Source organism: Duganella sp. (assembly GCF_039595735.1).
Classification (GTDB): domain Bacteria; phylum Pseudomonadota; class Gammaproteobacteria; order Burkholderiales; family Burkholderiaceae_D; genus Rugamonas.
Window position 1 is genome coordinate 478,890 of sequence record NZ_JBCNLB010000003.1, and the last position, 26,490, is coordinate 505,379.

A 26,490-nucleotide genomic window follows, 5' to 3' on the forward strand; every position below is an offset into this window, starting at 1 on the left:
ATATCCGCAGAGACTTCCGACTCCCGAAGAGGACCAGCCACCGATGCGCGAATTCTTACGCCGCTTGTACCGTGCGATCCTGCTGCCCGCCTTTGGCGCGGTGCTGCTGGCCTTCATGTGGGCGGCGGTGGCTTACCAGGTGCGGCAGGAGAAACTGACCGCGCGTCACGAGGCGGTATTACACAGTCAGTCGCTGGCGCGCACGCTGGCCGAGCATACCAACCACCTGCTGCGCCAGACCGACCACGCCACCCAGCTGTTCAAGCTGAAATACGAGGAGACCGGAGGCCGCCTGCGGCTGGCCGAATTCGCGCGCAAGAATGGCCTGCTCGACTCCCTGCTGCCGACCAAGCTCGATCTGCCGATGGCCATCCTGAACCAGGAGGGCCGCGTCATCGACAGCATGAACGGCTATTTCGACCCGGACCTCAAGCGCACGGTGTTCTTCCAGAGCCATGCCGCCAACCCGGCCGACGCTTCGCTGGTCTCCACGCCGGTGGTGGACAGCCGCACCAAGAAATGGCAGATCCAGATTTCGCGCCGCCTCAATCACGCCAACGGCAGCTTCGCCGGCGCGATCCTGGTGATGATGGACCCGGCCTACTTCGTGGAGGATTACGACCGCCTGAACGTGGACCGCGGCGGCGCGGTGATGCTGATCAGCCGCGAGAACGGCATGTCTTCGGCCCGCATCGACGATCAGGTCATCATCAGCGACAGCATCGATTTCAGCGTGGCGCCAGCCGGCGAAGAACTGCTGCTCAAGCGCCCGTTCGATGCCACCGAGCGCATTTACGGCTACACCGAAATGCCGCGCTTCCTGCTGATGGCGGTGGTCGGCAACCCGATCGAAACCGCGCTGGCCCGCTTTGAACGCCGCCGCAGCATGTACTACGGCGCCGCCGTTGTCGCTTCCGCCATCGTGCTGGTGTTCGTGTACCTGCTGGTGCAGCAGGCGAGCCGGCTGCGCCGCAGCGCCAGCATGATCATCGACGCCCAGCTGATGCTGCGCGCCGCCGCCGACGCCAGCCTGGACTCGGTCTACCTGTTCAAAGCCTGCCGCATGCGCGGCGCCCAGCGCGAGATCCTTGATTTCACCATCGCCGACCTGAATGAACGCGGGGCGCAGCTGATGGGCTTCCGCAGCGACGACATCAAGGGCAAGCGCCTGATCGAAGTGCTGCCGGAGCTGCACTCGAAAGGCTTCGTTGAAAAATACCGCCACGTGCTGGAATCGCGCCAGCCGGTGGAAGAGGAATTCGCGGTGGACTTCCTGCCCAATCGTGACGTGCACTGGCTGCACCACCAGATCGTGCCGATTTCCGACGGCGTGGCGGTGACGGTGCGCGACATCACTTCGCGCAAGGAAACCGAGCTGGCGGTGCGGCAGAATCAGGCCGAACTGGCCGCCGTGAACGACGCCTCGCCCCTCGGCCTGCTGCGCGCCGACGCCACCGGCCACTGCACCTACGTCAACCGCACCTTTGAACTGATCACCGGCCTGACGCGCGAAGAAGCCCTGGGCGACGCCTGGATGCGCGCGGTCCATCCGCATGACCGCGCCGTGCTCAAGACCGCGCTCAATCACATGGCAAAGACCCGCGCGCCGTATCAGGACACGCTGCGCTGCGTGCACCCGGATGGGATGATCGTCTGGGTCTCGTTCAAAATCGCCGCCATGGTGGTGGACGGTAAAATTTACGGCTTTGTCGGCACCGTGGACGACATCACCCACGTCCGCAAGTCGGTAATGGCGTTGCGCGAAAGCGAGGCACGCCTGCGCACCATTGCCGACACCTTGCCGGCCATGGTGGCGTACATCGACGCCCAGCAGGTCTATCGCTTCCACAACGTGGCCTACGAGCGTGAATTCAACCGCACCGGCACCACGGTGCTGGGCCGCACCATCCGCGAGACCATGGGCGACGAGCGTTATGCCTTCCTCGAACCGTATGTGCTGCGGGCGCTGGCCGGCGAGACCCTGACTTTCGAGGAAGACGACAACAGCGACACCACCGAGCGCACCTACGAGGTGGTCTACATTCCGCAGATGGACGAGGAAGGCGTGAGCGTGATCGGCTTCCACGTCATGCGCCAGGACATCACAGTGCAGAAACGCGAGAAGCAGCGGCTGCTGCGCCTGTCGCAGGTGGATGCGCTGACCGGCCTGACCAACCGCGCCGGCTTCCTGCAAAAGCTGCACGACGCGATGATCGGGTCGCGCGCCAACGGCAACCTGATGGCGGTGATGTACATGGATATCGACCGCTTCAAGCCGGTGAACGACACCTTTGGCCACGCCGTGGGCGACGCCCTGCTCAAGGCCTTCTCGGCGCGCCTGACCCACACCATGCGCGCCAGCGACACCATCGCGCGCCTGGGCGGCGACGAGTTCACCATCATCATGGAGCGTATCCACCGCATCGACGATGCGGCGGCGCTGGCAGCCAAGATCGTGGCCGCCATGCAGGCCGACTTTGACCTGGAAGGCAAGGTGGTGTCGATATCGACCAGCATCGGCCTGACCTACTACCGCGACGAGGACCTGAGCCCGGCGGAACTGCTGAACCGGGCCGATATCCTGCTGTACGAGGCCAAACAGGCCGGCCGCAACACCTTCCGTGCCGGGCCGGCGATTGCCCAGCCGACCAGCAACGCGGCATAAATCAAACCGTGGACGGCCGGCTTGCGCTATATTGAGCGCTTTCCGGCTGTTTCGAATGTTTTTCCATGCGTTTGCTGCACACCTCCGACTGGCATCTCGGCCAATCCCTGCATAATTTTGAGCGTCATTACGAGCACCAGCGCTTCCTCGACTGGCTGCTGGATACCCTCGTTGCCGAACAGGCCGACGCGCTGCTGATTTCCGGGGATATTTACGACAATGCCAATCCGTCGGCCGCTTCGCAAAAGCAGCTGTACCGTTTCCTGCGGCTGGCCAGGGAGCGCGTGCCGCATCTGAACCTGATCATCATCGCCGGCAACCATGATTCGCCGGGCCGGCTGGATGCGCCAGGGCCGCTGCTGGAAGCGCACGGCACGCGCGTGATCGGCGCCGTGCAGCGCCATGCCGACGGCGAGATCGATGTCGAATCGCTGGTGCTGCCGCTGACCGGACGCGATGGCGCGGTGGCCGCGTGGTGCCTGGCGGTGCCCTTCCTGCGGCCCGGCGATGTGCCGCGCGTGAGTTCCGAGGATGGCGTCGATCCCTACCTGGCCGGCATCGCCCTGCTCTACCGGCAGGCATTTGAGCTGGCGCAAAGCCGGCGCGCCGAAGGCCAGGCCATCGTGGCCATGGGGCACTGCCACATGGTGGATGGCCAGATGTCCAGCGACTCCGAGCGCCGCATCGTCATCGGCGGCACCGAAATGCTGCCGGCCGGGATCTTTGATCCGGCCATCGCTTACGCCGCGCTGGGCCATTTGCATCTGGCGCAGAACGTCGGCAAGCAGGAACACATCCGCTATTGCGGCAGCCCGCTGCCGCTGTCGTTCGCGGAGGTGAATTATGCACATCAGATCCTGCGCATCGACCTGGATGGCGCGGCTGTGCGCGAGATCGCCCCGGTGCCGGTGCCGCGCGCGGTGGAACTGCTGCGCGTGCCGGCCAGGCCGGCGCCGTTGACGCAGGTGCTGGAAGAACTGAGCGCCCTGTCGCCGCCGGAAGCACCGGCCGGGCAGCAGCCGTATCTGGAAGTGCGCGTGCTGCTGGAGCAGCCGGAACCCGGCCTGCGCGCGCGCATCGAGGCGGCGCTGGAGGGCAAGGCGGTACGTCTCGCCAAAATCGAGACCTCGACCGCAGCGCGCGGCTCGTCCATCGACCAGGAAGTGATGACGCTGGACCAGCTGGAAAAGCTCAAGCCGGACGACATCTTCCGGCAGCTGTACCAACAGCGCTTCGGCAATGAAGCGCCGGCCGATCAACTGAGCGCCTTTGCGGAGTTGATGCTGCCATGAGAATCCTGAAAATCAGCGGTAAGAACCTGGCGTCGCTGGCCGAGGAATTCAGCGTCAATTTCGAGTCCGAGCCGCTGGCCTCCACCGGCCTGTTTGCCATCAGCGGTCCGACCGGAGCCGGCAAGAGCACCTTGCTGGACGCCCTGTGCCTGGCCTTGTACGACGCGACCCCGCGCCTGCTGCGCGTGGCCGGCCGCAATTACCTGGCCGATGTCGGCAACGAGACCGTCTCCACCCAGGATCCACGGACGCTGCTGCGCCGTGGCACAGCGGAAGGCTACGCTGAAGTGGATTTTGTCGGCAGCGACGGCGCCACCTACCGGGCTCGCTGGAACGTGCGGCGTGCCCGCACCAAGGCGGAAGGCGCGCTGCAGCCAACCACCATGCAACTGCATCTGCTGCCGTCGCTGCAGCCTATCGGCGCCACCAAGACCGAGGTCAAGGCGGAAATCGAGAAGCGCATCGGTCTGTCGTTTGAACAGTTCACGCGTGCAGTGCTGTTGGCGCAGAACGAATTCTCGGCTTTCCTCAAGGCCGAGGACAACGAGCGCGGCGAACTGCTGGAGACCCTGACCGGCAGCACGGTCTATTCCGAGATTTCGATCCGCGCCTTTGAGCGCAACAAGGTGGAACAGGCCGTGCTGCAAAAACTGAATCTGCGCCTGGCGGACCAGAAGCCGCTGACCAGCGAACAGCGCGCCGACATCGAAGCGCAAAGCGCGAATGCGGCTGTCGCCTTGCAGGCGCTGGATCAGCAGAAGGCGGAACTGGAGCAGGAACTGCGCTGGCATCAGCAGGCAGAAAAACTTCAACAGGAAGAGCAAGCCGCTCAGCAGGCGCTGACCGCCGCGCAGGCCGCCGTGGCCGAAGCCGCGCCGCGCCATGCCGCACTGGCGCTGTTCGATGCCGTGCAGCCGGCACGCCCACTGGCGGACGATGCCCGCCGCATCGAGGCCGACATTGTGGGCACGCAGGGCGCCATCGCCACCAGCACGCAGAACCTGCAGCAAGCCGCCCAGGCGCTGGAGCAAGCCAATGCGGCGCTGACGCAGGCCGCCGTCAGCCAGCAGGAAGCCGAAGCCGCGCAGCGTGCCGCCGCGCCGCAGCTGGATCAGGCCAAAGCGCTGGATGCGCGCATCGAAGCCATGCTGCCGGCATATCGCCAGGCCGCCGCCGCGCGCGAGAAGGCCGAGCAGGCCGATGCCGCGGCCAAGGCGGCACTGCAATCGCGCCAGAGCGAGCAAGCCCGCCTGGCCGCGCAGCAGCAAGCCGGCGTCGCGTGGCTACAGCAGCACAAGCACTGGAAGGCACTGGCCCTGCAATGGGAGCGCTGGGATGTGCTGTTCGTGCAGGCCGGCCAGCAGGCGGCGCAGGCCGAGCGCTTGGCCTCCGGTTTGTCGCGCGTGCAGCGCAATGCGCAAATGCATCGCGATGAAGAAGCCGACGCCAGCGCCAAACTGGCCGCCGCTGTCGAAGCGCTGAAAACACTGGATGCCCAACGCCAGCAAGCCGTGCAGGCGATGGCATCCTATCCGGTTGAGCAGTTGCAGGCTGCCCGCAGCCAGCACCAGCAACGCCGTGATCTGCTCACCGGCGCCGAGAAGATCTGGCTGGAGCTGGAATCGCGCCAGGCCCGCCACGCGCAAATTGAAGCGCAAGCCGCACAACATCGCCAGGCCATGGCAGCCGCCGAAGCGCAACTGGCGGCATCCACGCAGGAAGGCGTCGCCATCATGGCGGCGTTCTCGCAGGCAGAGCGCGCACTCAGGCTGGCGGAAGCCGCATGTGCGGCCAGTGTGGAGTCGCTACGGCAGTCGCTGGAAGATGACACGCCCTGCCCGGTATGCGGGGCGCTGGAGCACCCATACCGTCACAACGACGACAGCTTGCAAACCATGCTGCGGGAGTTCCAGGCGGAGGTGACGAAATGCCGTCAGCAAATGGAAGTCAATGTGAATCAGCAGGCGGCACAGCGCGCCAGCGCGCAGGCCAGCGCCGAGCAGTTGAATGTGCTGGCAGCCGAGCAGCGCTCGGTGCAGCAGGCGCTGGACCGTGCCTCCGCCGCGTGGTCCGCCCACGCCTTGGCGGCCGCCGGCGATCTGCCGCCGGATGCCGAACGCACCGAATGGTTTGTGGCGCAGTTGGCGCAAACTGGCCAGGCGTTGCAGGCGGTCGAGCAGCAGGAGCGCGCGTTGCATGCAGCCCGGGTGGCGCGTGACCAGGCGCAGGCGGCTTACGAACACGCCGCCGCCGAGCATACCCGCTTGCAGAACGTGGCCGCCGCGGCGCGCACGGCCCTGGCGCAGTCGAATACCGAGTACAAGGCGCTGGAAGACCAGCGTATCGAGGTTGCACTAACGCTGAGCGGTTTGCTGTCCGATCTGGACGCGGCCTTCAGCGGCGGTGATCTGCCCAGCGAGGAATGGAAGGAAGACTGGAAATCCGGCCCGGCGCGATTCTACGAAGCGCGTCAGGCCGAGAGCAGGCAGTGGCTGGCGCAACGCGCGGCTTACGATGAGCGCGCGGCTGCCTTGGCCGGCTTCGAGGTGGAGCTCAACGGCCTGACGGAAACGCTGGCCAGGACCGGCCAGGACGCCATCGCTGCGCGCGAGACCTTTGCCGCTGCCGCAGCGGCATTGAAGGCCGACCAGGATCAGCGCCTGGAAATGTGGGGCGGCAGAGAAGTCCGCGACGTCGAAGCCGCGCTGCAGGCGGCCATCGACAACGCGAAAGCCCGCCACGCCGCCGCGCAGCATGCCGCCCAGGAGGCGGCGCAGGCCAGGGTCCGCAACGACGAAGCGCTGGCGCAAGCCGGCAGACAGCTCGCGGCGCTGCAAGCCGCCGCTACCGCTGCCGCTGTGCGCCTGAACGACTGGTTGTCCACATTCCAGCAGCGCCAGCCCGACGCCGGCCTGCGTGATCTCGCGCACCTGCATGAACTGCTGGCGCCGGCGGCGGAAGACGTGCACGCCGAACGCAGCGCCCTGCAAGCCCTGTCCCGCGCCTTCGATCAGGCCACCACTGTCCTGCAAGAACGCCAGCGCCAGCGCGAGCAACACCAACTCAGCGCCCCGCCGCCCCGCACTGCTGCAGCCCTGGCGGAGGACGCCAGCCCGGCGGCCGCATCCCGGCCAGGCAGCGAGGATGGGGCGATCGCTGACCTTTGGAGCGCCGATGCAGCACCCGATGCCCCGGCCGGTGATTCGGCCGGCGGCAAGCAAGACGCCGCACCGGCCGAATCGCCGGTCGCCGCTGTCCAAGCCGCGCTGAACGCCCTGCTGGCCGAACGCAAAACCGCCAACGACCACGCCACCGCGCTGCACCTCACACTGGCGCAGGACGACGACAAGCGCCACCGCGCCGCGGCCATGCTGGCCGACATCGAGGCACAGGAAGCCATCGCCCAGCGCTGGGCGCGCATGGATGACCTGATCGGCTCCGCCGACGGCAAACGCTTCCGCAACTACGCCCAGCAATTCACGCTGGACGTCCTGCTGGGCTACGCCAACGCGCATCTGAACCACCTGTCGCGCCGCTACCAGCTGGAACGCATCCAGAATCCCGCCGCACCGTCCCTGGCCCTGCTGGTGCGCGATCAGGACATGGGCGGTGAAATGCGCTCGGTGCACTCGCTGTCCGGCGGCGAATCGTTCCTGGTCTCGCTGGCACTGGCGCTGGGCCTGGCCTCGCTGTCCTCCAACCGTGTGCGGGTGGAATCGCTGTTCATTGACGAAGGCTTCGGCAGCCTGGATGCCGACACCCTGCGCGTCGCCATGGACGCGCTGGACGGCCTGCAGGCCATGGGCCGCAAGGTCGGCGTCATCTCGCACGTACAGGAAATGACCGAGCGGATCTCGGCCAAAATCCTGGTCCAGCCCTCGGCCGGCGGCCGCAGCACGATTAGCGTCATGTAAGCCGTACTGGTGCTATCATGGTGGCTCCGCGAGACAGCACCATGAGCATCGGCGCCCTATCACCGAGTCCCATCACCGCTACGCCGGCGCGCGACGTGCCGCCGGCGCAGGTGGCATCGCCCGCCGCCAACGCCACGCCGGCCGCCTCCGCCACCACCCAGCTATCGAAAGAAGCACTGGCGCTGATCGACAAGCTCAAAGCCCGCGATACCGAAGTGCGCCAGCACGAGCAGGCCCACATGGCCGCCGCCGGCGGGCTGGCGACGTCCGGCGCCACCTTCACCTACCAGCGCGGCCCGAACGGCGTCAATTACGCCATCGGCGGCGAAGTCAATATCGACACCTCGCCCGGCGCCACGCCGGAAGAAACCATCCAGCGCGCGCGCACCATCCAGGCCGCCGCGCTGGCGCCGGCCGAACCGTCCGGCCCTGACCGCGCCGTCGCCGCCCAGGCGCAGCAGATGGAAGCCCAGGCCCGCGCCGAGCTGGCGCAGCGCGCCTACGAAGGCGGCAGCTCAACCCGGCCCACCGTGGATGTTTATGCCTGAGTGATAAAATCCCGCCTTTGTCTTTTTAGCCAACACCGAATCATGTTAAAAGCACCACGTTCCCTGACTTTCAAATGCGCCAAATGCGCCAAAGCCGTTCAGGTCCGCCTGCAAAAGGTGTCGGCCTGCTCGCACCTCCAGCCTTACGTCGGCGTTTGCGCGTGCGGCGAGGTCCGCCACCACGCCATCGGCCAGAAAGATGCGGTCGAGTCCTACCTGGCGGCGCCGGAAGGCTGGACCCACCACCACTAATTTGCGCCGCGCCCTCAAGTAATCCGATACGATACCGTTAAAGAGTTGTAGAAGTTTCATCAAAACGGAATCCATCATGTCTACCATCTCGAATCTGGGCGGCCGCTGGCCTGCGCTTTACACCGGCAACCAGCAGCCTTCGGGCCTGCAAAAAACGCAAGGCGCCACGCCAGGTGTCAAATCCGGCAACCCGCTGGATCTGGACAGCCGCGTCGCCTCGGTCGGTAACGCGACGGTGGATTTCGCGCAGGATTTCGTCAGCAGCTTCGCCCAGGCGCTGTTTGGTGACGACGCCAAGGGCGCGGTGATCGACTTTGACTCGGCCAGCCTGGAAGCCTCGTCCAGCTACGCGCTCGGCTACCAGCACACGGAAGGCGCCAACGGCGTCACCGATGCCGCCGCCTTCAGCCTGACCGACAGCTCGCACTTCATCGGCAAAGGCACCATCACCACCGCCGACGGCCGCAAGTTCGATTTTGAAGTGGAAGTCCAGTACAACTACGAACTGAACGCCGCCGCCAGCCAGACCAGCGCCCCAAAAACGCTGCCGGCGCCGGACGACAGCAGCGGGCAGCCGTCGACCAAGGACCTGCCGACCGTGCAGCTGCCGAACATCGACTTCCCTGGCACACTGGCGGACCTGTTCAAACTGATCGGCCGCGATCTGCACACCGCGCTGGCCAGCAACAACGACAGCAACAGCAACAAAACCGGCGACGGCATCGACCGCAACACCTTGCGCAGCCTGTCGCTGCGCCTGCTCAATCTGGTCGACAGCAAGGACACCAATACCTACGCACCGCCGACAGCTGCGGAAAAAGCCAAGGCCGCGGAAGCAGCGGCACCTGCGCCAGCTGCCGCCACCGAAACGCCGGCCGCCGCCGATACCGCCGCCGCGCCGGCGGCAAGCGACGCGCCCCCGGCTGACAGCACCGCCACCTAATCCCCGCCACGGCGACCGGTATAATAGCGGCACCATCCGCTGCGCGATCACGCGCAGCATGTCCTATTTTCCGTCGATTGCCTGAATATGTCCGTACAAACCTCCGCCCCTTCCGCTCCGCTGCACATACACTGGGAGGAGAACGGCGAACAGCGCTCCGCGCGCTGGCGCTCGGAAGCCGGCATGCCGCCGCCCAAACGGGTGGTCATCGCGGACGACCGCACCAACGCCGACGTGGCCTATCGCATGGCCTGCGAGGGCACAGCGCTGCTGTGGCGCGGCGACTTCCAGAACGCGCGCCAGCTGCTGCAGGCGTTGGCACGCCGCGCGGACCACAAGGGCAAATCGGCCAAGAAAAAACCACCGAAAGTTCCTGCCACGCCAACCGAAGCTTTCCACCTGCATCGCCAGGCCCAATCGCAGCGCGCCCGCACGCTGGCCATGCTGCTGATTCCTTTCGACGAGGGCTACGCCATTCCGCTGCGCCGCGCGCCGGACGTCAAGCTGGCCTGCAACGAGGCCTACGGCCGTTACGAAGAACCCTTCATCGCCTCGATGCGTGAGCTGCTTGGCCTGATCGGCGCGCACGAGTGGCGCCGCACCGGCGTCGAGATTCCGGCGCTGGGTGCGCGCATCCACCCGCACTACGGCGTGTTCTCGCCAGTGCGCGGCGAATACGTGCAAATGGTGGCGGATGCTCCGCTGCCGAAAGGCGCCGCGCTGGCTTTCGATATCGGCGTCGGCACCGGGGTGCTGTCGGCGGTGCTGGCGAAGCGCGGCGTGCAGCGCGTGATCGCCACCGACCAGGATCAGCGCGCCCTGAGCTGCGCGCGCGAGAATCTGGCGTTGCTGGGCCTCGACGCGCAAGTCGAGCTGCAGGTGGCTGATCTGTTCCCCGAAGGGCGCGCGCCGCTGGTGGTGTGCAATCCGCCCTGGGTGCCGGCCCGTCCCAGCTCACCGATCGAATACGCCGTCTACGATCCGGACAGCCGCATGCTGCGCGGCTTCCTGGCCGGCCTGGCGGCCCACCTGTCGCCCGGCGGCGAAGGCTGGCTGATCCTGTCCGACCTGGCCGAGCACCTCGGCCTGCGTCCGCGCACACAGCTGCTGCAGTGGATTGCCGCCGCCGGCCTGAAAGTGCTGGACCGCATCGACGTCCGCCCCGTCCACCCGCGCGCCGCGGACGCCACCGATCCGCTGCACGCCGCCCGCGCCGCCGAGGTGACGTCGCTGTGGAGATTGGCCGCCGCGTAAGACCGGCTTGCACAACGCGGCGCACCTGTGTATAATTATGGCCTCAGACGCGGGGTGGAGCAGTCTGGCAGCTCGTCGGGCTCATAACCCGAAGGTCACAGGTTCAAATCCTGTCCCCGCAACCAGATTCGATAAGCCGTTGATTTTCTTCGAGAATCAACGGCTTTTTCATTTGGTGCGACAACGCCCTGCCGAGTAAATTGTCTTTTATGACACGACAGTGCTACACTCGGCAGCAGGGAGGATCTCCATGCTGGCGTCAGACCAAAAATCCAATCACGGCGGCCTTTCGGCCACATCCCGGCAAGTGCTTGCCATGCGCGATGCCGTCTTCGCGGAATGGGAAAGCCAGGTGCGTGCGCTGATCAAAGGGGCGCAGCACATCCTGCATCCCACCCTGCTGAATACCCTGCCTATCTTTTACGACAATATTGCGGAAGCGCTCACGCCCAACTATCCGCGTACCGAAGCGACCAGCAATAACGACGTCGCCGCGGCGCATGGCGGTGAACGCGCGCGCATGACTGCGTATGAACCGGATCAGATCATCCAGGAATATCAGCTGTTCCGGGATGCGTTTTCGCGCGTCGCCGATCAGCAGGGCGTGACGCTGACGCGCGCCGAATGGGGCATCGTCAACAGCTCGATCGATAACGCGGTGCGCGAGTCGGTCCGCAAGTTCACCGAAATGCATGGCGCGTTCCGGCGCAAGATCGCCGCCTCGCTGTCGCACGACATGCGCAATCCGCTGTCGGTCATGGTCAGCGCGGCCTACACACTGAGCATCGGCACAACGGAGTCCGGGCGCGTGCCGGTGGTCGCCAAACGCATACTGGACAACGGCCAGCGCCTGAGCGGCATGATCGAGGAATTGCTGGATGCCCTGAGCCTGAACTCCGGCGAAAAGCTGCCGCTCTCGCTGTCGTCCTTTGACGCGCTGGATCTGGCCAAGGCGGTGTGCGACGACATGGGCGCCGACCAGGCCGGGGCATGCACGGTCAGCGGCACGTCAGTAGTGGGCTACTGGTGCGAAAAGTCGCTGCGCCGCGCGCTGGAAAACCTGGTTGCCAATGCCATCAAATACGGCGATGGCAAAGGCGTGCAGATCAAGGTCAGCGAGTCGCACGGCCGCATGCTGATGGCGGTGCGTAACACCGGCAACCCGATCAACTCAGAGCATTACGGACAGATTTTCGAGTACCTGTGGCGCGACGGCAGCGTCAAGGATCAACAGGGCTGGGGCATCGGCCTGCCGTTCGTGAAAAGCGTGGCGGAAAGCCATGGCGGCAGCGTCACGGTCGACAGCTCCGCTGCTACTGGAACTACTTTCATGATCGACCTCCCGGTCGACTGCCGGCCATTTGTTGAAAGCCCGTAAAGCTGTCACAATTGGTCTTTTAGTCCAGCCAGGGAGGCGCGCGTGAAGGATCAGGTACCAGCAGCAGAACAACAACAGCAAGACGCTCCGCTCAATCCTTCCCGCCGCCGTATCTTCCAGGCGGCCGGCGCCGCCGGACTGGCGACCACGCTGCCCACACTGACCGAAGCGGCGCCCAAGCCCGCGGTCAAAGCCTCGCTTGACGAGAAGCTGCGCGCCAATATCAAGAACGTGGTCGTCATCTACCTCGAAAACCGCAGCTTCAATAATCTGTTCGCCAATTTCCCTGGCACCGCCAGTCCGCTGTCGGCGGCGCCGGCCGCCGCCTGCGTGCAGCGCGACCGCGATGGCTCGGTGCTGCCGTCGCTGCCGAAAATCTGGGGCGGCATGGTGCCGAACACGCAGGACATCGGCGGCAAAAAATACGTGGTGAAGGAAGACGACATCAAGGGCCTGCCGAACGCGCCCTTCAAACTGGTCGATGCCGAAGGCAAGCCGCTGCCGGAGGCCGTCATCACGCGCGACCTGTGGCACCTGTTCTACCAGAACCAGATGCAGATCAACGGCGGCAAGAACGATGGCTTTGCCGCCTGGGGCAACACCGGCGGCATGGTGATGGGCTATTACGGCGAGACCAATAAAAACCTCGGCTTGTGGAAGATCGCCGAGCAGTACACCTTGTGCGATAACTTCTTCATGGCGGCCTTCGGCGGCTCCTACCTGAACCACCAGTTCCTGATCAGCGGCCGGGTGCCGGAATACTTCAACGCCAAGCACACCGCGGCCAAAAAGAAAATCGCGGTGCTGGACGACGGCCCGACCGGCTTCCGCCTGTCCGTCACCAAGGACAGCCCGGCTTCCGCCATGGATGGCCATCCGCACTTCGTCAACAACGGCGCCATCACGCCGGACGGCTACGCGGTCAACACCATGGCCCCGCCCTATCAGCCCAGCTACATCCGCCCGGCTTTTGATGGCGATCCGCTGCACGCCGATCCCAACGATGCCGGCACCCTGCCGCCGCAGACCTACGACACCATCGGCGATCTGCTGTCGCGCAAAGGCGTCAGCTGGGCGTGGTACGGCGGCGCGTGGCAGGCCGCGCTCGATGCGCGCGGCGGCGGCGAAAAGCCCAACTTCCAGTATCACCATCAGCCGTTCAACTACTTCAAGCAGTTCGCGCCCGGCACCAAAGCACGCGAAGAACACCTGCGCGACGGCGGCCTTGGCGACAGCCCGATCTCCAACAAATTCATCGCGGATGCGGTGGCCGGCAAGCTGCCGGCGGTGACTTTCTACAAGCCGCAGGGTAACCTCAACCTGCACGCCGGCTATTCGGACGTCGAATCCGGCGACGCCCACATCGCCAATGTCATCGAGCACTTGAAGAAGTCCCCACAGTTCAAGAACATGCTGGTGGTGATCACCTTCGACGAGAACGGCGGCTGGTGGGATCATGTGGCGCCGCCGCAGGGCGACCGCTGGGGCCCGGGTTCGCGCATCCCGGCCATCATCGTTTCGCCGTACGCGAAAAAAGGCCACGTCGACCACAACTTCTACGACACCACCTCGATCATGCGCTTCATCACCCGCCTGCACGGCCTGCCGCTGCTGGAGGGCCTGAAGACGCGTAACGACGCCTTCGCCGCACGCCACGCCACGCCGCCGGGCGACCTGACTGGAGCCCTGAGCTTCCGCTGATATTACGCTTTGTGTTAAACTGCGCGCAATTCTGTAAGCTCACGAAGCCCGACTAAATCAGCCGGGCTTTTGTTTTTTCCCCGATGAGAGATAAAAAAGATAACGCTACGTTCGACCTGCCGGGCTTTGCCCCTGCCGCGCCGCTCGAACCGGAAGCAAAGCGTCCGCCGCCGCCGCGCGTGCGGCGTCCCGCGCTCAAGCAGGAACAGCTTGAGCTGCTGGAGCCGACCGACACCACCGGCCTGCCGCTCTGGGTGCGCGACGACAATCTCGACCTGACCGGCTTACCGGTATGGAAGCGTGACTGATACGGCACAGCCGCAGTACGCTTCACAAACACCTCCCGCACAGTCCGCGCGCCGCCTGTTAGACTGTGTGCCACATCCTTCTTGAACAGGGTCCGCCACCATGACTTCCACTTCCTTTGCCAGCCTGCCGCTGAGCCCCGCCTTCCTCGACAACCTCGACTCGCTCGGCTACAAGGAAATGACGGATATCCAGGCCCAGAGCCTGCCGTCGGTGCTGGAAGGCCGCGACCTGATCGCCCAGGCCAAGACCGGCAGCGGCAAGACCGCCGCCTTCGGCATCGGCATCCTGCACAAGCTGAATCCGGCCTGGTTTGCGGTACAGGCGCTGGTGCTGTGCCCGACCCGCGAACTGGCCGACCAGGTGGCCGGTGAGCTGCGCCGTCTGGCGCGCTCCACCGGCAACGTCAAGGTGCTGGTGCTGACCGGCGGTTCGCCAATGCGTCCGCAGATCGCCTCGCTGGAACATGGCGCCCACATCATCGTCGGCACGCCCGGGCGCGTGCGCGACCACCTGAGCCGCGAGACGCTGGACCTGTCGAAAGTCAGCACGCTGGTGCTGGACGAAGCCGACCGCATGACCGACATGGGCTTTTACGACGAAATCGCCGGCATTGTCAGCGCCTGCCCGAAACGCCGTCAAACCCTGCTGTTCTCGGCCACCTACCCGGACGATATCCGCCGCGCCACCGACGATTTCCTGGTTGACCCGGTCGAAATCACGGTGGAAGCGCAGCACGACAATAGCCAGATCGAACAGCTGTTCTTTGAAATCGGCTTTGACCAGCGCAACGACGCGGTCGCGCGCCTGCTGGGCCACTACAAGCCGGTATCGGCGATCGCTTTCTGCAACACCAAGGTACAGTGCCGCGAACTGGTGGAATCGCTGCAGGAGAAAGGCTTCTCCGCGCTGGCACTGTATGGGGAACTGGAACAGCGTGAGCGCGACGAGATCCTGATCCTGTTTGCCAACCGTAGCTGCTCTGTACTGGTGGCCACCGACGTGGCGGCGCGCGGCCTGGACATCCCGAATCTGGAGGCAGTCATCAACGTCGACGTCTCGAAAGACACCGAAGTGCACATTCACCGCGTCGGCCGAACCGGCCGTGGCGGCGAACAAGGCCTGGCGCTGTCGCTGTGCGCGCCAAACGAGAAGAAGTGGGTCAAGCTGATCGAGGAATATCAGGGCCAGCCGGTCGAGTGGTTCGACCTGGACAGCCTGGACGAAAACGACTACGGCGTTGATCCGGCGCCGATGATGACGCTGGTGATCTCCGGCGGCAAAAAAGACAAGCTGCGTCCCGGCGACGTGCTGGGCGCACTGACCGGCGACGCGGGCCTGAGCAAGGAGCAAGTCGGCAAGATCAACGTGACCGAGTTCCAGACCTACGTGGCCATCGACCGCCGCGTGGCCTACGACGCTTTCGCGCGCCTTAACAAAGGCAACCCGCTGGGCGGCGATTTCGGCGCCTTCAAGGGCCGCAACTTCAAGATGCGCTTTATCGAAGCGTAAATACCCCTTTCGTGGAGGGCGTGCCGCGCGCCCTCCTCCTATGATGTAAAAAACATAGGAGGAAGCCATGAAATACCTGCATTTCGGCCGGCGCACCGGCTTGCGCGTTTCGGAACTGGCGCTGGGCACCGGTAACTTCGGCACCGGCTGGGGCTACGGCTCCGAACGCGGCGAAGCAAAAGAGGTCTTCGACGGCTACGTGGCCGCGGGCGGTAACTTCATCGACACCGCCAATGTTTATCAGGTCGGCCAGGCGGAAGAACTGGTTGGCGACTTTATCGCCGCTGACCGCGATTATTTTGTCCTCGCCACCAAATACACGCTCGGCGTCTCGCCCACCGATGGCCTCTCCCGCACCGGCAACAGCCGCAGGAATCTGGTGCACTCGGTGGAGGCCAGCCTTAAACGCCTGAAGACCGACCGTATCGACCTGCTATGGGCGCACATGGCCGATGGCGCCACGCCGCTCGACGAAATCCTGCGCGGCTTTGATGATCTGGTCCGCGCCGGGAAGATCCACTACGCCGGCCTGTCCAACTTCCCCGCCTGGATGGTGTCGCGCGCCGACCTGCTGGCGGAATTGCGCGGCTGGTCGCCGGTGGCGGGGCTTCAGGTCGAGTACAGTCTGGCCGAACGCGGCGCGGACCGCGAGTTCCTGCCGATGGCGGAAGCATTGGGGCTGGGCGCGGCCCTGTGGTCGCCGCTGGGCGGCGGCCTCCTGACCGGCAAGTACCGTGATGGCAGCAAGGAGGGCCGCCTGACCGGCTTGGGCGGCGCCCTGGTGCGCACCGAGAAAGGCGACCGCGAAACCGCCATACTGGATGCGGTGCTGGCCATCGCGCAGGAGCTGGACGCCACGCCGAGCCACATCGCCATCGCCTGGCTGCTGGACAAGGCCCGCAAATCCAGCACCGGGCTGGTGCCGATCCTTGGCTCGCGCACGCGCGCGCAGCTGGAAGGCACGCTGGGCGCGATCGATCTGCAGCTCAGCGCCGGGCAGGTGCAGCGGCTGAATCAGGCCAGCGCCATCGTCATGGGCAATCCGTACGACATCCTGGCGCAAAGCGCCGGCAGTATCGCCGGCGGCAATGCGGAGCTGCTGCGTAAGCAGCTTATACCGCCGCGCTAATCAGCGCTTCGGCTGCTCCATGTGCGGCAGCAGCACGGTCAGGATACCCAGCAACGGCAGGTAGGAACATAGCTTGTAGACATAAGCGATGCCGTTGACATCCGCGATATGGCCCATGGCTGCCGCGCCGATGCCGCTCACGCCGAACATCAGGCCAAAGAAGATTCCGGCAACCATGCCGACCTTGCCCGGCATGAGCTCCTGCGCAAACACCACGATGGCGGAGAACGCGGACGAAATCACGAAGCCGATAATCACAGTCAGCGTCGCCGTCCAGAACAGATTCACATACGGCAGCGCCAGCGTGAACGGCGCTGCGCCGAGGATGGAAATCCAGATCACGCGCTTGCGGCCAATGCGGTCGCCGATCGGGCCGCCCATGAAGGTGCCGGCCGCCACCGCCGCGAGGAACAGGAACAGATACATCTGCGCCGACGATACCGACACGCCGAATTTATCGATCAGGTAAAAGGTGTAGTAGCTGGTCAGACTGGACATGTAGATGTACTTGGAGAAGACCAGCAGCGCCAGCACGGTGAGCGCGCCATACACCTGCGCTTTAGGCAGAGGCGAAGCCACGGCAGCAGCGGCCTTGCGCGGCTGCGCCAGGTGATGGCTGTGCCAACGGCTCACATACACCAGCACCGCGATGGCCGCAGCCACCAGCAGCGCAAACCAGGCGATGTTGGCTTGGCCACGACCGATGATGACGGCGGCCGCCAGCACCGGCCCAAGCGCGGAGCCGGCATTGCCGCCCACCTGGAACAACGACTGCGCAAAGCCAAAACGCCCACCCGATGCCGCGCGCGCCACGCGCGACGCCTCCGGATGGAAGGTCGAGGAACCCACGCCGATCAACGCCGACGACAGCAGCAGCGCGTGGAAGGACGAGGCAAAGGACATCATCAGCACGCCAATCAGCGTGGCCACCATCCCCATCGGCAGCAGGAAAGGCATGGGGCGGCGATCGGTATAAAGGCCGATCCACGGTTGCAGCAGCGACGCTGTGCACTGGAAGGTCAGCGTAATCAGCCCGACCTGGGTGAAGCTCAGGCCAAATTCCGCCTTGAGCATGGGGTAGATCGACGGCAGCATGGCCTGCGTCAGATCGTTCAGCAGGTGGACCAGCGCGACAGCGCCCAGGATCTGCATGACGGTTTCGCCGTGAGGACGGCTGATGGTGGTGGCGGTAGTATTCATGCGGCCAGTGTAATATAGCCAGTAAAGCTTGATATTCCAACTTTCGTCGAATAAGTGACAAATGGCCCCTCCCCTCCGCAGCAGCGATCACCGTGATTACCAGCGCGTGCCGCGCGTCGTTACCGCCATGGCGCGCGACGAGGTGCATGGCGTGTCGGTGGCGCCGCACAGCCATGAACGCGCGCAGCTGCTGTATGCGACGGAAGGCCTGATGCGGGTGCAGACCGATTCCGGCGTGTGGATACTGCCGCCGCGCCGCGCGCTGTGGATACCGCCCGGTGTGGTGCATCACTGGCATTCGCTCAGCAAGGTCACCATGCGCACCATTTACGTGGAGGCCAATGCCGCCAGGGCGTTTGGCGATGGCTGCCGCGTGATCGAAGTCAGTCCTCTGCTGCGCGAGCTGATACTGGCGCTGCTGGATGAACCGATCGAATATCCGATACCGGGCCGTGGTGAGCATGTGGCGATGCTGATCCTGTCCGAACTGGCGGCGGCGGAGACCGTGCCGATTGCGATTCCGTGGCCGCGCGACCGAAGGCTGGTGTCGGTGTGTTCAGCCATCATGGCCGATCCGGGCAGCAGCCGGAATATCGAACAGTGGGCGGATGAGGTGGGCGCCAGCGCGCGCACGCTGATCCGCCTGTTCCCGAAGGAGACCGGCCTGCATTATCGGCAGTGGGTACAACAGGTACACCTGGCCGAGGCGTTCAGCCGGCTGGCGCACGGACAGAGTGTGGGCGAGATGGCGGCGGCGCTGGGCTATGCCAGTCCGAGCGCGTTCAGCGCCATGTTCCGCCGGATTCTCGGCAAAACGCCGCAGCACTATCTCACCGAGTGGCGTACACCGCTTACGCAGCGTCCAGCGTAAAGCGGAACACCGCGCCGGCTTCTGGCTCGCTGACCAGTGCTATTTTGCTGCGGTGCAGTTGCAGGATGCGGTTGACGGTCAACAGGCCAAGGCCGCCGACGCGGTATTCGCCCTGCAGCGCGATCGGGCGGCGAAACAGGCTGTCGCGCATGGAAGCTGGCACGCCAGGGCCGGTGTCTGCCACCGTGACCGCCACTTTGCCTGCAAGCGCAGGCTGCACCGTGATCTCCACTTCGCCGCCGTATGGCGTGTGACGGACGGCGTTGTCGAACAGGTTGGTCAGCACGCGTTCTATCATGCCGAGATCCGCGCGCACCATCGGCGCCGGATGAGGTAGCGTTGCCATCAGGCGGATGCCGCGCTCCTGCGCTTGCAGCTCGAACTTCTGGAACACGTCCTGTATCAGGTCGGACAGCGAGAACGGCTCCAGCTCCGGCTGCACCGAGCCATGTTCGAGGCGGGCCAGTTCAAACAGGGCCTGCGCCAGGCGCCCTACTTTCTGGCTCTGCGCCAGCGCGATGCCGAGGTAGCGCTGACGCTCTTCGGCACTCAAGGTTTCATCTTTCAGCGACAGCGTTTCCAGGTAGCCGTGGATGGAGCCCAACGGCGTGCGCAGGTCGTGCGAGATGTTGGCCACCACCTCGCGGCGGTCGTGGTCCAGCTGGCGCATGGTCTTCCACTGCTCGTTGATGCGCGCGCCCATGTCGGAGAAGGATTGCTCAAGTATGGCGATTTCGTCGCGCGGGCCGCCGCGCTGCGGCGCGGGCAGCACCAGTTGGTCCGCTTTGGTGTCCAGCTGCTGCATGGTAGTGGTCAGGCGATGCAGCGGGCGCGTGATCAGGCGGAAGGCGATCAGGCCGGCCACCAGCACCAGCGCGGCCACCACGGCCATTGACCACAACGTTGTGCGCAGCACCGAGCTGGCTGTGGCGCGCGCGGCCAGCCGGTCGTGCTCTTCGCTTTGCAGGATGACGTAGATGTAGCCGATTTTTTGTTCGCCGGAGCGCAGAACGGCGGCGCTGAAGACTTTGCGCCCACGGTCGCTGCGCGGGTCGTCACCCTGAATCGGCAGCGGTTCGTTGTTCAGCAGGCGGCGGATCGGCGCCAGATCGACATGGTCGCGCTTCAAGTGGCCGGCAGGCGCGGCATGGCCGACGATGCGGCCGTCGTTGTCCAGCAGGTAGACTTCCACGCTGGGATTCACCGACATCAGCTTGTTGAACAGGCGGCGCACGGCTGCGGGGCCGAGGCCATCGCCGGGTGCCGTGGAGTCATCATCGGCCTGCATTAGTTGCGCATCCAGCGCGATGCTGCGCGCCAGTCCACGCGACAGGCCTTGCACCACTTCTTTCTCGTGCATGATGTTGGCGCGAATCTGCAGCCACGCCGAAGCGCCGCAGCACACCAGCAGCAGGAAGCAGAACACCAGCGACAGGCGCTGAGACAGCGTCAGGTTCATGATGCGGCGCCGCCGGCGTAGCGGTAGCCTTTGCCCCACACGGTGAGGATGCGCGTCGGGTCGGCCGGATCGGCTTCGATCTTGGCGCGCAGGCGGTTGATATGGGTGTTGACGGTGTGTTCGTAGCCGTCGTGCTGGTAGCCCCACACCTGGTTCAGCAGGTCGAGGCGTGAGAAGACTTTTTCCGGGTTCTTGATGAAGTGGTACAGCAGGTCGAATTCGCGCGGCGTCAGGTCGAGCGCTCCGCCGTTCAGGTGGGCCTGGCGGGTGATCGGATCAACACGCACGCCGTTCAGCTCCAGCATGCCGGCTGCCGCGGACTGGCTGCGCGACATGGCGGCGGCGCGGCGCAGCAGCGCTTTCACCCGGGCCACCAGTTCCAGTACCGAGAATGGTTTGGGCAGGTAGTCGTCGGCGCCCAGTTCCAGGCCAAGGATGCGGTGCACTTCGCTGGAGCGTGCGCTGGTGATGATGATGGGCGTGTAGGTGGTCATAGCGCGCGCCTGGCGGCAGATTTCCAACCCGTCCACGCCGGGCAGCATGATGTCGAGGATGAGCGCATCCCAGCCGCCGGTGCGCACTTGCGCCAGGCCCTGGCTGCCATCTGCACAATGGGTGACCTGATATCCCTCGTCCTGGAGGTGGATGCGCAGGAGGTCTGCGATATGTATGTCGTCTTCGACGATGAGTACGCGTTTAGCTGGTTCCATGACCGTTATTGTGCAGGATTCCTGGGCTGAAAAGTATCACAAATCGTTTAAGTTTACGTGAGGATTTTGTCAGCACTGCCGGCGCAGAATGGCTCCATCGTTATTCCACATATGGAGCACAACATGACTACCCGACGTTCTTTCATGCTGACCAGCGGCGCAGCTTTGCTGGCTGGTCTTACCTATCGCGCCACGATGGCTGCTCCCGCGGCCGCGTGGGAAGTCACCCGTACTGACGCCGAATGGCGCGCAAGGCTGACGGCAGCGCAGTACGAGGTGTTGCGCAAGCGCGGCACCGAGCGGCCGTTCAGCAGTCCGCTGTACAAGGAGCACCGCGCCGGCAAGTTTGCCTGCGCCGCTTGCGAGAATCCGCTGTTCTCGTCGAAGAACAAGTTTGATAGCGGTACTGGCTGGCCGAGTTTCTGGAAGCCGCTGGAGCGTGGTGTCTACACCAGCCGCACGACATCGCTCGGGATGTACGGCGTGGAGGTGGTGTGCCGTCGCTGCGGCAGCCATCTGGGCGACGTGTTTGACGATGGCCCGGAACCGACCGGCCTGCGCTACTGCATCGACGGTGTGGCGCTGAACTTTGTTCCTGGCGAAGCTTGAGGAGAACACCATGTTATTGATACTGCTTGCTTATCTTGGCGGGGCATTGACGATACTGAGCCCCTGCATTTTGCCGGTGCTGCCGTTCGTGTTTGCGCGCACCGGTCAGCCGTTTGTGCGTAGCGGTTTGCCGCTGTTGGCCGGCATGGCCTTGACCTTTGCGTTAGTGGCGACACTGGCCGCTGTCGGCGGTGGTTGGGTGGTGCAGGCCAACCAGTATGGCCGCTGGATTGCGCTGGTGCTGATGGCGTTTTTTGGTTTGACCTTGATGCTGCCGCATCTGGCTGATCGCCTGACCAAGCCGCTGGTGGCGCTGGGCGACAGCTTGTCCAGCAAGGCTGCTGATGGCCAAGGCTCGGCTATCGGTTCGTCGTTCCTGCTTGGCGTGGCGACGGGTCTTCTGTGGGCACCTTGCGCTGGGCCGGTGCTTGGTCTGGTGCTGACGGGGGCGGCGCTGAATGGCGCAAGTGTAGGCACGACCTTGCTGTTGCTGGCCTATGCGGCTGGTGCGGCGACGTCGCTGGCGTTGGCGCTGCTGGTGGGTGGCAAGGTCTTCAGCGCGATGAAGCGGTCGTTGGGTGCTGGCGAATGGATTCGTCGTGGTTTGGGCGTGTCCATGCTGGCGGGTGTTGGTGCGATTGCGACTGGTCTGGATACCGGCTTGCTGACGCAGGTGTCGAGCGTTGCCACTGCAGGGGTGGAGCAAAAGCTGATCGACACGCTGGCCCCGCGCGGCAATCCAGCCCCGGCCGGTGGTGCGATGATGCGCAGCGCTGCGGTGGCGGCGGACCAGGCAGCTGCAGGCGGCGCCATGATGCGCGGTGCAGTAGCGGTTGCCGACGATGCCGCGGGCGGTGGCGCGATGATGCGCAGTGCGGCGGCGGCCGCCGGAGATGCAGCCGCTGGCGGAGCGATGATGCGCAGCGCTGCTGCGGCGGGCGGTCCCGCTATGATGGCGCGGCGCGCTGTCGCACCGGCGGCGGATGCGCTGCCGGTCGAAGGCCAGTTGCCGTCGCTGAACGGCGCGGTCGAGTGGCTGAACTCCGCTCCGCTCACTGCCGAGCAGTTGAAAGGCAAGGTCGTACTGATCGACTTCTGGACCTACTCGTGCATCAACTGCCTGCGCAGCCTGCCCTACACCAAAGCCTGGGCCGAGAAGTACCGCGACCAGGGCCTGGTGGTGATCGGCGTGCACGCCCCGGAATTTGCCTTCGAGCGCAATGTGAACAATGTCCGCAAGGCCGTGAAGGACCAAGGCATCACCTTCCCGGTGGCAATCGACAACAACTACGCCATCTGGCGTGCTTTCAACAACCAGTACTGGCCAGCGCACTATTTCATTGACGCCAAAGGCCAGATCCGTCACCACCACTTTGGCGAAGGCGAATACGCCCGCTCCGAACAGGTAATCCAGCAACTACTGGAAGAAGCTGGCCGCAAGAACGTCAGCAACTCGGTGGTCAGCACCGAAGACGTGCAAGGCATCCAGCAGCAGTCCGACATGGGCCAGGTCGGCTCGGCGGAAACCTATCTGGGCTACGAGCGCGCGGAAAACTTCGCCTCGCCGGAAAAGCAGGCCGCCAACGCTGCCCGCCAGTACACCGCCCCTGCCAGGCCGGCACTGAACCAATGGGGCCTGTCCGGCAACTGGCTATCGCAAGCGGAGCAAGTCACGCTGAACAAGGGCGCCGGCAGCATCGTCTACCGTTTCCACGCACGTGATCTGCACCTGGTGCTCGGCCCGACCAAGGATGGCAAACCAGTGCGCTTCCGCGTGACCATCGACGGCGCAGCACCAGGCAAGAATCACGGTGCAGACACCGCCGCTGACGGCACCGGCACCATCGACAGCCAGCGCCTGTACCAGCTGGTACGACAGTCCGGCACCGTAGGAGACCGCACCTTCAGCATTGAGTTTCTCGATCCCGGCGTACAAGCCTACGCCTTCACCTTTGGTTAATTCAGGAGAACGAACATGAAAAGCATCGCACTTAAAGTTGGCGCACCGCTGGTCCTGCTGAGCGCTCTCACCGCCTGCGCGGCGGAGCAAGCCGTCGTCATCGCCCCGCCAGCCATCGACGAACCGGCCGGCACCACTCACACTGCCACCGCCATCTTTGCCGGCGGCTGCTTCTGGGGCGTGCAAGGCGTATTCCAGCACGTGAAAGGCGTAACCAGCGCCGTCTCCGGCTACACCGGCGGCGACGCCCGCACCGCCAATTACGAATCGGTCGAAACCGGCGACACCGGCCACGCCGAATCGGTGAAGATCACTTACGACCCAACGCAAGTCAGCTACGGCAAACTGCTGCAAGTGTTCTTCTCCGTGGCGCACGACCCGACGCAACTGAACCGCCAGGGTCCGGACCGGGGCACACAATACCGCTCCGCCATCTTCCCGCAGACCGCGAGCCAGCGCGCCGTGGCGGAAAAATACATCGCCCAGCTGGCCGCCTCGCGCGCCTTCAACAAGCCGCTGGTGACCAGGATTGAGACGGACAAGAAGTTCTATGCCGCAGAGTCCTACCACCAGAACTACCTGACGCTGCATCCGAACGATCCGTATATCGTCTACAACGATCTGCCCAAGGTCGCCAATCTGAAACGCATCGCTCCGGACCTGTACAGAGCAGACGCTGTACTGTTACGTAATATCATGTAGTACAATTACAGTAACAATACGGTGGAAGAGACACACCATGCACAATTCCGAAGTTGATTCGCCCTTGCGCCGCCAACTGCTTGGCGGGATGCTGTCCGCCGCCGTACCGGCGCTGCCGCTGCTGACCTCCGCCAGCGCCAGCGCCGCCGAATCCCCGATACAGGTAGGCGGCTTGCCCGTCACCTGCAACCTCACCCTGCCGATTGCCTGTGTGGCCAAAGCCGCCGCCACCGGCAAGCCGGGCTCCCTGCCGCGTGGTTTCGAATACAGCAAATACAACGGCTGGCCCGAGGTCAAGGAATCCCTGATGACCGGCCGTATCCAGGCCGCCTACATGCTGGCGCCACTGGTGATGGACCTGGCCGATAAACGCATTCCGGTGAAAATCGTCTCGCTGGGCCACCGTTCCGGCGCCGTCATCATGGTGCGCACGGATTCCACCTACAAGAAATTCGCTGACCTCAAAGGCAAGCGCATCGCCATCCCGAGCCGCTTTGCGGTCGACTTCCTGTTCCTGCGCAAAATGCTGGCGCGCGAAAAAATGTCGCCCAAGGATATCGAGATCGTCGAGATGGCCCCGCCGGACATGCCGGCAGCGCTGTACGCCAAGGCGGTCGATGGCTACTGCACCGGTGAACCGTTCGGCGCCGCCGCGCAGCGCGCCGGTTACGCCCGCCCGCTGGCGATGACGCGCGACGAATGGCGCAACTACATCTGCTGCGTGCTGACCGTGCGCGAAGAACTGATCAAGGAAAACCGCCCGCTGGTGCAGGAACTGGTCAACTACGTGCAGGCCGCCGGCAACTGGCTGGACTCCACGCCGGTCAGCCGCGAGAAAGCCGTGACCATCGCCGCCGGCCGCAAATACTTCAATCAGGACCCGAACGTGCTGCGCTTCGTGATGCAGAACCCGGCCGACCGCGTCACCTACGGCGACCTGCGCATGATCCGCGCGGAGTTCGATGAATTGATGCAGCTGTCAATCGAAGCCGGCACCATCAAGCGCCCCATCGCCTACGAAAACTATGTCGACGAGAGCTTCGTCAAAGCCATCAAACCTGTGACGATCAGCCTGTGAAAAAGATCCTCGCCACGCTGCTGCTTGCCGCAGCAGCCGCCACCACGTATGCCGCCGGGCCGCTCGGCCTCAAGGCCGGCACCTTCGACCCGCCGCGCATGGCGCCTGACTTCACCGTCAAGGGTTCCAACGGCAAGCCGCTGACGCTCAGCCAATACCGCGGCAAGCTGGTGCTGCTGGAATTCGGCTACACCTCCTGCGTGGACGTGTGTCCGGTGTCGCTGGCGATGCTGGCACAGGCGCGCAAGCAGCTGGGCGCCCAGGCGGACCAGCTGCAAGTCATCTACGTCACCGTCGATCCCGAGCGCGATACCGAAGAGCGCATGCGCAACTACCTGCGCGCCTTCGACCCGACCTTCATCGGCGCCACCGGCACGCCGCAGCAGATGGCCAAGGTGCGCCAGGACTATGGCATCACCGCCACCAAAAAGCCGATCGAAGGCAGCAAGGACTACATCGTCGGGCACTCCTCCTATCTGTACTTTGTCGACAGCGCCGGCAAGCTGCGCGCGCTGCTGCCTTACGGCCGCACCGCCGACGACGTGGTACATGACGTCAAACTGCTGCTGAAGAATTGAAAACCCTGCGCGCCCTCCTGCTGATCATCGCGGGCGCCGTGTGCGCCGCGGCCGCGTGGGGCGCGCTGGCGCCGATCAAACTGGCCTCGCGCGACGAGCTGTTCGAGATCCCGGCCGGCACCTACGCGCGCCGCATGGCCGGCGACAAGGTCGAGATCCTGCCCGCCGAAATCCATCTCACGCACGGCGCCAACGATGTGCTCCTGCTGCGCAACCTGGACAACGTGCCGCAAATCTTCGGCCCCGTGCTCATCATGCCGGGCCAGAGTTTCCGGCTGCCGTTTGAAACCGTGTCCGTCAACGACTTCGCCTGCACCGCGCACGCCAGCGGGCAAATGCGCGTGATTGTGGACGACATGCCGGCGGCAGGCTGGCCGCGCCTGCAATGGCGCGCCGCCCGCGTGTGGAAGAAGATGCACAGTTAAAGGA

The 26,490-nt window shown here is 64.7% G+C and carries 22 protein-coding genes and 1 tRNA gene; 20 read left to right on the forward strand and 3 right to left on the reverse strand.

Annotated features, from left to right (window positions below):
• Positions 1-43: 43 nt before the first annotated feature.
• The 13 genes from ABDW57_RS09580 to ABDW57_RS09640 all read left to right on the forward strand — a co-directional run bounded on the left by ABDW57_RS09580 (position 44) and on the right by ABDW57_RS09640 (position 16,894).
• Positions 44-2,665: a diguanylate cyclase gene (locus ABDW57_RS09580; protein ID WP_343729970.1), complete on the forward strand. Its 2,622-nt coding sequence runs from the start codon at positions 44-46 to the stop codon at positions 2,663-2,665.
• A gap of 65 nt (positions 2,666-2,730) precedes the next feature.
• Positions 2,731-3,957 carry an exonuclease SbcCD subunit D C-terminal domain-containing protein gene (locus tag ABDW57_RS09585; RefSeq protein ID WP_343729971.1) on the forward strand — a complete coding sequence of 409 codons (1,227 nt, stop codon included), beginning with the start codon at positions 2,731-2,733 and terminating at the stop codon, positions 3,955-3,957.
• Positions 3,954-7,871: an AAA family ATPase gene (locus tag ABDW57_RS09590; protein WP_343729972.1), complete on the forward strand. Its 3,918-nt coding sequence runs from the start codon at positions 3,954-3,956 to the stop codon at positions 7,869-7,871. Before ABDW57_RS09585 ends, ABDW57_RS09590 begins: the two co-directional genes overlap by 4 nt.
• A 17-nt stretch (positions 7,872-7,888) precedes the next feature.
• A complete protein-coding gene (locus tag ABDW57_RS09595; RefSeq protein ID WP_343729973.1) occupies positions 7,889-8,419 on the forward strand; it encodes a putative metalloprotease CJM1_0395 family protein in 531 nt (176 codons plus the stop codon).
• A gap of 42 nt (positions 8,420-8,461) precedes the next feature.
• Entirely contained in the window at positions 8,462-8,671 is a 210-nt protein-coding gene (locus ABDW57_RS09600) for a hypothetical protein (protein ID WP_343729974.1), read from the forward strand.
• Positions 8,672-8,747: 76 nt separating this feature from the next.
• On the forward strand, positions 8,748-9,614 hold the full coding sequence (locus tag ABDW57_RS09605) for a hypothetical protein (protein WP_343729975.1): 867 nt from the start codon (positions 8,748-8,750) through the stop codon (positions 9,612-9,614).
• A gap of 87 nt (positions 9,615-9,701) precedes the next feature.
• Positions 9,702-10,868, forward strand: coding sequence for a class I SAM-dependent methyltransferase (locus ABDW57_RS09610; RefSeq protein WP_343729976.1), 1,167 nt, complete (start codon positions 9,702-9,704; stop codon positions 10,866-10,868).
• A 48-nt stretch (positions 10,869-10,916) separates the two neighbouring features.
• Positions 10,917-10,993, forward strand: a tRNA-Met gene (locus ABDW57_RS09615).
• 191 nt (positions 10,994-11,184) lie between these two features.
• The gene (locus tag ABDW57_RS09620; protein WP_343729977.1) at positions 11,185-12,246 is read left to right on the forward strand and encodes a HAMP domain-containing sensor histidine kinase; all 1,062 of its coding nucleotides are present in this window, start codon (positions 11,185-11,187) and stop codon (positions 12,244-12,246) included.
• Between the two features lie 42 nt (positions 12,247-12,288).
• Positions 12,289-13,947: an acid phosphatase gene (locus tag ABDW57_RS09625; protein ID WP_343729978.1), complete on the forward strand. Its 1,659-nt coding sequence runs from the start codon at positions 12,289-12,291 to the stop codon at positions 13,945-13,947.
• Between the two features lie 83 nt (positions 13,948-14,030).
• A complete protein-coding gene (locus ABDW57_RS09630) occupies positions 14,031-14,255 on the forward strand; it encodes a hypothetical protein (protein ID WP_343729979.1) in 225 nt (74 codons plus the stop codon).
• 100 nt (positions 14,256-14,355) lie between these two features.
• On the forward strand, positions 14,356-15,765 hold the full coding sequence (gene dbpA / locus ABDW57_RS09635; protein WP_343729980.1) for an ATP-dependent RNA helicase DbpA: 1,410 nt from the start codon (positions 14,356-14,358) through the stop codon (positions 15,763-15,765).
• A gap of 67 nt (positions 15,766-15,832) precedes the next feature.
• Positions 15,833-16,894, forward strand: coding sequence for an aldo/keto reductase (locus tag ABDW57_RS09640; RefSeq protein ID WP_343729981.1), 1,062 nt, complete (start codon positions 15,833-15,835; stop codon positions 16,892-16,894).
• Here ABDW57_RS09640 and ABDW57_RS09645 read toward each other — a convergent pair whose 3' ends face one another.
• Complete coding sequence (locus ABDW57_RS09645) at positions 16,895-18,046, reverse strand: MFS transporter (protein ID WP_343730014.1); 1,152 nt, start codon at positions 18,044-18,046, stop codon at positions 16,895-16,897. It abuts the gene before it with no gap.
• Between the two features lie 109 nt (positions 18,047-18,155).
• Here ABDW57_RS09645 and ABDW57_RS09650 point away from each other — a divergent pair, with 109 nt between their 5' ends.
• Positions 18,156-18,965 (forward strand): helix-turn-helix transcriptional regulator, encoded by an 810-nt coding sequence (locus ABDW57_RS09650; RefSeq protein ID WP_343729982.1) that lies wholly within the window; start codon positions 18,156-18,158, stop codon positions 18,963-18,965.
• Here the strand turns inward: ABDW57_RS09650 and ABDW57_RS09655 are convergent.
• Positions 18,946-20,424, reverse strand: a complete 1,479-nt coding sequence (locus ABDW57_RS09655; protein ID WP_343729983.1) for a HAMP domain-containing sensor histidine kinase — start codon at positions 20,422-20,424, stop codon at positions 18,946-18,948. The genes ABDW57_RS09650 and ABDW57_RS09655 overlap by 20 nt on opposite strands.
• Positions 20,421-21,134: a response regulator transcription factor gene (locus ABDW57_RS09660; RefSeq protein ID WP_343729984.1), complete on the reverse strand. Its 714-nt coding sequence runs from the start codon at positions 21,132-21,134 to the stop codon at positions 20,421-20,423. The genes ABDW57_RS09655 and ABDW57_RS09660 overlap by 4 nt, the downstream gene beginning before the upstream one ends.
• Positions 21,135-21,257: 123 nt before the next feature.
• On the opposite strand from ABDW57_RS09660, the gene msrB reads away from it, so the two are divergent.
• From msrB to ABDW57_RS09690, 6 genes are read left to right on the forward strand one after another with little or no spacing between them, the layout of a single operon-like run.
• Entirely contained in the window at positions 21,258-21,743 is a 486-nt protein-coding gene (gene msrB / locus ABDW57_RS09665) for a peptide-methionine (R)-S-oxide reductase MsrB (RefSeq protein ID WP_343729985.1), read from the forward strand.
• A gap of 10 nt (positions 21,744-21,753) precedes the next feature.
• Entirely contained in the window at positions 21,754-23,703 is a 1,950-nt protein-coding gene (locus ABDW57_RS09670) for a redoxin family protein (RefSeq protein WP_343729986.1), read from the forward strand.
• A gap of 15 nt (positions 23,704-23,718) precedes the next feature.
• Positions 23,719-24,405 (forward strand): peptide-methionine (S)-S-oxide reductase MsrA, encoded by a 687-nt coding sequence (msrA, locus tag ABDW57_RS09675; protein WP_343729987.1) that lies wholly within the window; start codon positions 23,719-23,721, stop codon positions 24,403-24,405.
• Between the two features lie 37 nt (positions 24,406-24,442).
• The gene (locus tag ABDW57_RS09680; protein WP_343729988.1) at positions 24,443-25,483 is read left to right on the forward strand and encodes an ABC transporter substrate-binding protein; all 1,041 of its coding nucleotides are present in this window, start codon (positions 24,443-24,445) and stop codon (positions 25,481-25,483) included.
• Positions 25,480-26,061, forward strand: a complete 582-nt coding sequence (locus ABDW57_RS09685) for an SCO family protein (RefSeq protein ID WP_343729989.1) — start codon at positions 25,480-25,482, stop codon at positions 26,059-26,061. The genes ABDW57_RS09680 and ABDW57_RS09685 overlap by 4 nt, the downstream gene beginning before the upstream one ends.
• Complete coding sequence (locus ABDW57_RS09690) at positions 26,058-26,486, forward strand: hypothetical protein (protein ID WP_343729990.1); 429 nt, start codon at positions 26,058-26,060, stop codon at positions 26,484-26,486. The genes ABDW57_RS09685 and ABDW57_RS09690 overlap by 4 nt, the downstream gene beginning before the upstream one ends.
• Positions 26,487-26,490 lie beyond the last annotated feature (4 nt).

Excerpts from the sequence above, each read along its gene's own strand:
- ABDW57_RS09595 (WP_343729973.1), top strand. The coding sequence starts at position 7,889 with ATGGTGGCTCCGCGAGACAGCACCATGAGCATCGGCGCCCTATCACCG.
- msrA (WP_343729987.1), top strand. The coding sequence starts at position 23,719 with ATGAAAAGCATCGCACTTAAAGTTGGCGCACCGCTGGTCCTGCTGAGC.
- ABDW57_RS09680 (WP_343729988.1), top strand. The coding sequence starts at position 24,443 with ATGCACAATTCCGAAGTTGATTCGCCCTTGCGCCGCCAACTGCTTGGC.
- ABDW57_RS09620 (WP_343729977.1), top strand. The coding sequence starts at position 11,185 with ATGCGCGATGCCGTCTTCGCGGAATGGGAAAGCCAGGTGCGTGCGCTG.
- ABDW57_RS09590 (WP_343729972.1), top strand. The coding sequence starts at position 3,954 with ATGAGAATCCTGAAAATCAGCGGTAAGAACCTGGCGTCGCTGGCCGAG.
- ABDW57_RS09670 (WP_343729986.1), top strand. The coding sequence starts at position 21,754 with ATGTTATTGATACTGCTTGCTTATCTTGGCGGGGCATTGACGATACTG.
- msrB (WP_343729985.1), top strand. The coding sequence starts at position 21,258 with ATGACTACCCGACGTTCTTTCATGCTGACCAGCGGCGCAGCTTTGCTG.
- ABDW57_RS09585 (WP_343729971.1), top strand. The coding sequence starts at position 2,731 with ATGCGTTTGCTGCACACCTCCGACTGGCATCTCGGCCAATCCCTGCAT.
- ABDW57_RS09650 (WP_343729982.1), top strand. The coding sequence starts at position 18,156 with ATGGCCCCTCCCCTCCGCAGCAGCGATCACCGTGATTACCAGCGCGTG.
- ABDW57_RS09630 (WP_343729979.1), top strand. The coding sequence starts at position 14,031 with ATGAGAGATAAAAAAGATAACGCTACGTTCGACCTGCCGGGCTTTGCC.
- ABDW57_RS09580 (WP_343729970.1), top strand. The coding sequence starts at position 44 with ATGCGCGAATTCTTACGCCGCTTGTACCGTGCGATCCTGCTGCCCGCC.
- ABDW57_RS09600 (WP_343729974.1), top strand. The coding sequence starts at position 8,462 with ATGTTAAAAGCACCACGTTCCCTGACTTTCAAATGCGCCAAATGCGCC.
- dbpA (WP_343729980.1), top strand. The coding sequence starts at position 14,356 with ATGACTTCCACTTCCTTTGCCAGCCTGCCGCTGAGCCCCGCCTTCCTC.
- ABDW57_RS09655 (WP_343729983.1), bottom strand. The coding sequence starts at position 20,424 with ATGAACCTGACGCTGTCTCAGCGCCTGTCGCTGGTGTTCTGCTTCCTG.
- ABDW57_RS09660 (WP_343729984.1), bottom strand. The coding sequence starts at position 21,134 with ATGGAACCAGCTAAACGCGTACTCATCGTCGAAGACGACATACATATC.
- ABDW57_RS09640 (WP_343729981.1), top strand. The coding sequence starts at position 15,833 with ATGAAATACCTGCATTTCGGCCGGCGCACCGGCTTGCGCGTTTCGGAA.
- ABDW57_RS09645 (WP_343730014.1), bottom strand. The coding sequence starts at position 18,046 with ATGCAGATCCTGGGCGCTGTCGCGCTGGTCCACCTGCTGAACGATCTG.
- ABDW57_RS09605 (WP_343729975.1), top strand. The coding sequence starts at position 8,748 with ATGTCTACCATCTCGAATCTGGGCGGCCGCTGGCCTGCGCTTTACACC.
- ABDW57_RS09610 (WP_343729976.1), top strand. The coding sequence starts at position 9,702 with ATGTCCGTACAAACCTCCGCCCCTTCCGCTCCGCTGCACATACACTGG.